7 protein-coding genes are annotated in these 7,130 nt (G+C 68.2%); 3 read left to right on the top strand and 4 right to left on the bottom strand.

What is annotated here, in order from left to right:
- The coding region (locus AC1D1S_RS17955; protein WP_476995087.1) for a universal stress protein at positions 1 to 349 on the bottom strand (349 nt) is incomplete at its 3' end.
- Between the two features lie 177 nt (positions 350 to 526).
- Here AC1D1S_RS17955 and AC1D1S_RS17950 point away from each other — a divergent pair.
- Entirely contained in the window at positions 527 to 1,510 is a 984-nt protein-coding gene (locus AC1D1S_RS17950; protein WP_243181337.1) for a spermidine synthase, read from the top strand.
- A 28-nt stretch (positions 1,511 to 1,538) separates the two neighbouring features.
- Here AC1D1S_RS17950 and AC1D1S_RS17945 read toward each other — a convergent pair whose 3' ends face one another.
- On the bottom strand, positions 1,539 to 2,456 hold the full coding sequence (locus tag AC1D1S_RS17945; protein WP_476942654.1) for a LysR family transcriptional regulator: 918 nt from the start codon (positions 2,454 to 2,456) through the stop codon (positions 1,539 to 1,541).
- Positions 2,457 to 2,587: 131 nt separating this feature from the next.
- On the opposite strand from AC1D1S_RS17945, the gene AC1D1S_RS17940 reads away from it, so the two are divergent.
- Together AC1D1S_RS17940 and AC1D1S_RS17935 are read left to right on the top strand one after the other, a co-directional pair.
- Entirely contained in the window at positions 2,588 to 3,970 is a 1,383-nt protein-coding gene (locus tag AC1D1S_RS17940) for an MFS transporter (RefSeq protein WP_476995086.1), read from the top strand.
- A gap of 78 nt (positions 3,971 to 4,048) precedes the next feature.
- Entirely contained in the window at positions 4,049 to 4,798 is a 750-nt protein-coding gene (locus AC1D1S_RS17935; protein ID WP_028277131.1) for a 3-hydroxybutyrate dehydrogenase, read from the top strand.
- A 116-nt stretch (positions 4,799 to 4,914) separates the two neighbouring features.
- Here AC1D1S_RS17935 and AC1D1S_RS17930 read toward each other — a convergent pair whose 3' ends face one another.
- Together AC1D1S_RS17930 and AC1D1S_RS17925 are read right to left on the bottom strand one after the other, a co-directional pair.
- A complete protein-coding gene (locus AC1D1S_RS17930) occupies positions 4,915 to 5,550 on the bottom strand; it encodes a LysE family translocator (protein WP_476942652.1) in 636 nt (211 codons plus the stop codon).
- A gap of 64 nt (positions 5,551 to 5,614) precedes the next feature.
- Entirely contained in the window at positions 5,615 to 7,111 is a 1,497-nt protein-coding gene (locus tag AC1D1S_RS17925; RefSeq protein ID WP_243181342.1) for an amino acid permease, read from the bottom strand.
- Positions 7,112 to 7,130 lie beyond the last annotated feature (19 nt).

Raw genomic sequence — 7,130 nt, 5'->3', positions numbered from 1 at the left:
CCATGACGCCGTCGACGGCGGTGCCGGGACGTTCCGGCTGTTGCCCGGTGACGGCGCGCTCGGCCCCCAGCGGTGCGCCAGCGGCCGCATCGCGGGCGGCGCGGCGTGCCAGCTCGATGCCCTCGGCGAGGACGGCTTCCGCGGAATGCCGCAGCCCGCTGCCGGCCACGCCCTTGACAGGGCCCAGGTTCTTGGTGAAAACCGGCCACACCCAGGCATGGATCACCAGGAGGTCCAGCCCGGCCGCGGCCGCGTATTCGGCCGCCCAGCGAACGGCGAGTTGAGCGGCCCCGGACCCGCCGTAGCCGACCGCCACGGTGCCGCCCTGCTGCCCTGTGGGTGCCGACATTTTTCCTCCCGGCTCGTCGGACGCACCCCTTCGCCCGGCACTATGTGCAGCCCCAGTAGAACCCTGCGGCCCGGGAATGGGTAGGGGCTTTGGTCCCGCGGGCTGGCCGCGTACGGGGCCGCGTCCGGGGCCGCCGGTGAACTAGGGTTGAAACATGCACAATGCGGGGGATAGCTGATGGCCAAGCGGGGCAAAGGGCGGGGCGCCCAAACCGCCGGGCCGGGTGTGGTGGAAGTGCCCAAGGGTTCCCGCCCGGCCGGTCCTTTGGCCGGGGTGTACTACATCGATACCGGGGACTGCGAGCTGATCCCGGACCAGGACAATTCCACCGGCTGGCTCCTGCGCATCAACGGCGTCATGAGCTCGCACATTGACCTCGCGGACCCGTTGTTCCTCGACTTCGAGTACATGCGCTGGATGGCAGCCCTGGTGGAGTCGCGCTGGCCGCGGGAGCCTGGGCCCAAGCTGCGCGCCCTGCACCTTGGCGGGGGAGCATGCTCACTGGCGCGCTATTTCCACGCCGCCTACCCGGACGCCCGCCAGGTGGTGGTGGAGCTGGACGGCAAGCTCGCCGACTACGTCCGGGGCTGGTTCGACCTGCCCAAAGCACCGTTGCTGCGCCTGCGCGTGGGAGAGGCCCGCGAGGTCACCGAGAGCCTGACCCCGCAGACCCGGGACCTGATCATCCGCGACGTCTTCGCCGGCTCGCTGACCCCGCGGCCGCTGACCACCCGGGAATTCATCGAGCACGCCAAGCGCGTCCTGGCCCCCGGCGGGATATATGTAGTCAACTCCGGCGACGCCCCGGACCTCAAGAATGCCCGCGAGGACGCCGCGACCATCGCCGACGCCTTTGCCTACACCGTGATCATCGCGGATCCGGCCATGCTGAAGGGCCGGCGCTTCGGCAACATGGTCATGGCCGGCAGCGATGTCCCGTTCGACGACGACCCCGGCCTCGCGCGGCGCCTGCTCGGCGGTGCGGTGCCGGCCCACATCTGGAACGACGAAAAGGTGCGGGCGTTCGCGGCCGGCGCCGCCGTCCGGCATGACCCGAAGTCGCCCGTGCTCGCTGAGCCGGCCGCGGAACCGCCCGTTCCCGCTCAGCCGCCCGCCGAGCCCCCGGCTGGGCCCCGCGCAGGGACGCCGACTGCTCCGTAGCGGCCCTTTTGCGGCACGATAGAGGCGGCTACGGAGCAATCGATGGGGCTGCTCCCCGGCCCAGCAGGGCATCGCGGTGCGCCGCGGTCTGCTCCCGCAGCGCCTGCACGAGCGCGGCCACTGCCGGCCGGCGCATCGAATCGGGCCGGAGCACCATCCAGTAGGGCAGCAGCTCCGCGAATTCTTCCGGCAGGAGCCGGACGAGGTCCGGGTGCAGGTCGGCCGCGAAACAGGGCAGGAACCCAATCCCGGCGCCGGCCCGGGTGGCCTCCACGTGGACGAAGACGTTGGTGGAGCTCAGCCCGTCCCGCATGGTGGGCACCAGCCGCCGCGGGGCGTCCAGATCGTCCACCTGCAGCATCGAATCGACGAAGTAGACCAGTGAGTGGGCCGTCAGCTCCTCCACGGTGGCCGGGGTGCCGTACTCGGCGAGGTAGCCGCGGGAGGCGTACATTCCCAGCATGTACTCGCCGAGCCGCGCGGCCTCTGCCCGGTGCACCTGCGGCTCGCCGACCACCACCTCGATGTCCAGGCCGGACCGCTGCTGGAGCGCCCGGCGCGTCACGGTGATGATCTCGACGCTGAGGCCGGGATGGTTGCGGCGGAGCCGGGCCACGGCCGGGGCGGCGATGTAGGCGCTGAATCCATCCGTCGCGGTCATCCGTACGACGCCGGTGATGGGGTCGGGGGTGTGCCCGGGCTGCTCCAGGGTGCGCACGGCACTCTCGACCTGCTCGGCCACCCGAACGGCCTCGGCACCGAGTTCGGTGAGCTCCCAGCCTCCCGAGGCGCGCGAGAGCACGCGGCCACCCAGCGCCTTCTCCAGCGCCGCGATCCGGCGGGAAACGGTGGTGTGGTTCAGTCCGAGCGTTTGTGCCGCCGTCGTGAATTTAGCCGAACGGGAGACCGCGAGCAGGACCAGCAGGTCATCGGGATTGGCGTTCATATCTGCAATTCTGCACATAGCGGGTGCTGGTTTGGCCATTGAATCGCCGTGGATGTGCGGCAATACTCAATGAAGCCATTTCAGTGCTGTGCGTCACAGCGCGTGTCACCGTGGACACTAAGGAGAATCAGATGAGCGTAAACGAACGCTCTGCAACAACCGCCGCAGCACCCGCATCCAAGGGTTCCGGGCTCAAGAAAATCGTCGCCGCATCGATGGTGGGAACCGTCGTCGAGTGGTACGAATTCTTCCTCTACGCCACCGCCGCCACCCTGGTGTTCGGCAAGTACTTCTTCCCCGCCACGGGCAACGAGCTGGACGGCATCATCCAGGCGTTCCTGACCTACGCCGTCGGTTTCGTGGCCCGCCCCCTGGGCGGCATTGTCTTCGGCCAGATCGGCGACAAACTCGGCCGCAAGCCCACCCTGCAGCTCACCATCATCATCATCGGTGTCTCCACCTTCCTGATGGGCTGCCTCCCGGGCTTCGCCACCCTCGGTTACCTGGCGCCGGCGCTGCTGGTCCTCCTGCGCTTCATCCAGGGCTTCGCCCTCGGCGGCGAATGGGGCGGCGCAGTCCTGCTCGTCGCCGAGCACAGCCCCAACAAGTCCCGGGGCTTCTGGTCCAGCTGGCCCCAGGCCGCCGTTCCCGTGGGCAACCTGCTGGCCACCCTGGTCCTGTTCATCATGTCCAACGTGCTCAGCTCAGCCGACTTCCTCAGCTGGGGCTGGCGGGTGGCGTTCTGGCTTTCCGCCGTGATCGTGTTCGTCGGTTACTACATCCGCACCCACGTCTCCGAATCGCCCATCTTCCTCGAGGCCAAGGCCCAGCTGGAAGAGGATCAGTCCGCCAGCTACGGCGTCCGCGAAGTCATCCGCAAATACCCCAAGGGCATCCTGCAGGCCATGGGGCTCCGGTTCGCGGAAAACATCATGTACTACCTCGTGGTCAGCTTCGCGATCGTCTACCTGAAGTCCGTGCACAAGTACGACACCTCCTCGCTGCTGCTGGCCCTGCTGATCGCCCACGTCGTCCACTTCCTGGTCATCCCGCAGGTCGGGCGCCTCGTGGACAGCTGGGGCCGGAAGCCGGTCTACCTCATCGGTGCCGTCACAGGTGCCACCTGGCCGTTCTTCGCCTTCCCGATGTTCGATACCCGCAACCCGGTGATCATCGTCCTGGCCGTCACGATCGGCCTGTGCCTGCACGCCTTCATGTATGCCGGCCAGCCGGCCCTCATGTCGGAGCTGTTCCCGACCAGGATGCGCTACGCCGGGGTCTCCCTTGGCTCGCAGGTCACCTCGATCTTCGCCGGTTCGCTGGCGCCGCTCCTGGCCACCCAGTGGCTCAAGGACACCGGCTCCTGGCTGCCTACCGCGATCTACCTGCTGGTCGCCTGCGCCATCACCACCGTCGCAGTGCTGACCCTGAAGGAAACCAAGGGCATCGCGTTGGAGGACGTGGACCGGGCCGACGCCGAACGCGAAGGCCTGCCCGTAGCAGCCATCCGCTGAGCTGCTTGAGTTTTGGGCCGGCTCCAGCCACGCTGGAGCCGGCCGCCTCATCGAATTTTTGACACGGAAGGCTGAGTTATGGAAAACACGCTGAACGGACGCAAGGCCCTGGTCACCGGCGGCGCCGGCGGGATCGGCGCGGCGAGCGTCCGGGCCCTGGCTGCGCGCGGGGCCAAAGTGGTGATCGCGGATATGGACGAGGCCGCAGCCGCCGCGCTCGCCGACGAGGTCGGCGGCACCGCGTGGGCCGTCAACCTGCTCGACGTGGAATCCCTCCAGACGCTCAGCCTGGACTGCGACATCCTGGTGAACAACGCCGGAATCCAGCGCATCAGCCCCATCGAGGAGTTCGATCCGGCCGACTTCCGCCGCATTATCACCCTCATGCTGGAGGCCCCGTTCCTGCTGATCCGGGCCGCGTTGCCGCACATGTACGCCAACAACTTCGGCCGCATCATCAACCTGTCCTCCGTGCACGGGCTCCGGGCTTCGCCGTTCAAGAGCGCCTACGTCTCGGCCAAGCACGGGCTCGAGGGCCTGAGCAAGGTAACGGCCCTCGAAGGCGGGGCGCACGGGGTCACCTCCAACTGCATCAACCCCGGCTACGTCCGCACGCCCCTGGTTGAATCGCAGATCGCGGACCAGGCCAAGGTTCACGGCATCCCGGAGTCCGAGGTGCTCGCCAAGATCATGCTGACCGAATCAGCGGTCAAGCGGCTCGTGGAGCCCGAGGAAGTGGCGTCCCTGGTGGCGTGGCTGGCATCCGACGACGCCGGCATGGTCACCGGTGCCAGCTACACGATGGACGGCGGCTGGTCGGCGCGGTAGCCCGGGCCGGGCTGCCGTGCGGGCGGGACGGACATGTTCCGCGTGCTCGCTCGTTCCTCGCTTAGACGCACATGCCCGCCGCCGCCCGCTTCCATCTGCTGGGCGACAGGAATCCGCTAGTTCTTGTTGCCCACGAGCGCCAGGGTGCCGCCCAGCCCGATCATCATCACGCCACCGGTGGTGCTGAGAGCGGCGATCCGCCGGGGGGAGCGCGCAAACCAGTGCCGGGCCGTCCCGGCCGCGAGGGACCACGTGCTGTCCGAGACCAGGGCAATGAGCAGGAAGACCGCACCCAAGGCGGCGAGCTGCACGGGAATCGCTCCGGCCGAGTAGTCCACGAACTGGGGAAGCACGGCCACGAAAAATACAATCGACTTGGGGTTGGTCGCGCCGACGATGAAGCCCTCCCGGAGCACGCGGGCGGTCGAGGCCGGGTTCGAGGACGACGCCGTCGCCGCGCCGCCGCCGCGGTGCCGGATCGCCTGGATCCCGAGGTAGACCAGATAGGCGGCGCCGGCGAATTTCACCACGCTGAACAGCAGCAGGGATTGGGCCAGCACCACGCCGACGCCCAGGGCCACGGCGGCGATCTGCACCACCTCTCCGGCCGCGTTTCCCAGGACGCTCAACAGCCCGCCCCTGCGTCCCAGGGCCAGCGTCCGTCCGATCACGAACAGCACGCTGGGCCCCGGGATGGCGATGAGCACGAGGGCGGCAAGGGCAAAGGCCAAGAGGTTGGTGGCAGGGACCATGCCTGATCTTAACCCCGTGGGGGCACCCCCGGGAGCGTCTTAATCCCTTGGGGGCGAGGCACTATCACCGCCCGGCGGGAACTTGCGGGAGCTGGGCGGTTTCGTCGACCAGTTCCGCCCGCGCCCGGCCGTGGCCGCGGACCCAGAGGCGGTAAGCGAGTACCAGGACGCCCAGCCAGGCGGCGCCCACATACAGCGCCACCCGGGTGTCCTCGAAGGCGCCGAGAATCACGATCACCAGGGCCATGAACGCGATGGTCAGTATGGAGGCGGCGGGCCACCACGGTGACGGGAACTCCGACGCCGGCAGGGACTTGCGGGCGATCTCGCGTTTCATGGCGACATGGGAGGCCAGGATCATGGCCCAGACCCACACGGTCGCGAAGGTGGCGATCGAGGCGATCAGCAGGAAGACGTCTTCCGGGATCACGGCGTTCAGCACCACCCCCACCAGCAGGATGCCGGTCATCATCACCACCGTCATCCACGGCACCCCGTGACGGGAAACCTTGCCGAAGCTCGCCGGTGCGTGGCCCTGCCGGGCCAGGCCGAAGAGGATCCGGCCGGCGCCGAAGATGTCGCTGTTGACTGCCGAGAGCGCCGCCGTGATCACCACGGCGTTGAGGATGTGGGGTGCGGCCGGGATGCCCAGGCCGCTGAAGATCTGCACGAAGGGGCTGCCGTTGCTGCCAATTTCGTCCCACGGGAACAGGCTCATCAGCACGCCGAGGGTCAGCACATAGAACAGCAGGACCCGGACGGGCACGGTGTTGACGGCCTTGGGGATGACCTTTTTCGGATCGGCGGCCTCACCTGCGGTGATGCCGAGGGTCTCCACGCCGCCAAACGCGAACATCACCACGGCGAAGGAGGCAAGGAGTCCTTCGAACCCGTTGGGGAACAGGCCTCCGTGGTCCACGAGGTTGCCGAGCCCTGGTGCCACGGTGGCGCCGCCGGCCTGGAAGCCGAAGACGATGATCGCAGCCCCGCCCGCGATCATGGCGATGATGGCCGCCACCTTGATCAGGGAGAACCAGAATTCCAGCTCGCCGAACACCTTGACGCTGAGCAGGTTCAGGGCGGCCAGGAAGAAGATGATGGCCAGGATCCAGACCCAGCGCTCCACGCCGGGGAACCAGAATCCCATGTAGATGCTGAACGCCGTGACATCCGCGATGGCCACGATCGCCATCTCAAAGACATAGGTCCAGCCCGTCACAAACCCGGCCAGCGGTCCCAGGTAGCGGCTCGCGTACTGGCCGAAGGACCCGGACACCGGATGCCGCACCGCCATTTCGCCGAGGGCACGCATCACCATGAAGACCGCGGCGCCGCCGATCATGTAGGCCAGCAGGACGGCGGGCCCGGCCTTCTGGATGGCGGAGGCGGAGCCGTAGAACAGCCCCGTGCCGATCGCCGAGCCCAGCGCCATGAAGCGGATGTGGCGGACGTTGAGTCCCCGGCTGAGTACGGAGTCGACGGCTGCGCCGACGGCGGTGGCAGCGCTGCCGGTGCCGGCCTCGGCAGGAGCCGCCTTCGTGGCGGTTTGGGCTTGTTGCATGCGAATACCTTCTCGTCAT

Source organism: Arthrobacter sp. P1_A5 (assembly GCF_056406825.1).
This window is presented reverse-complemented; position numbering and strand designations above follow the sequence as displayed.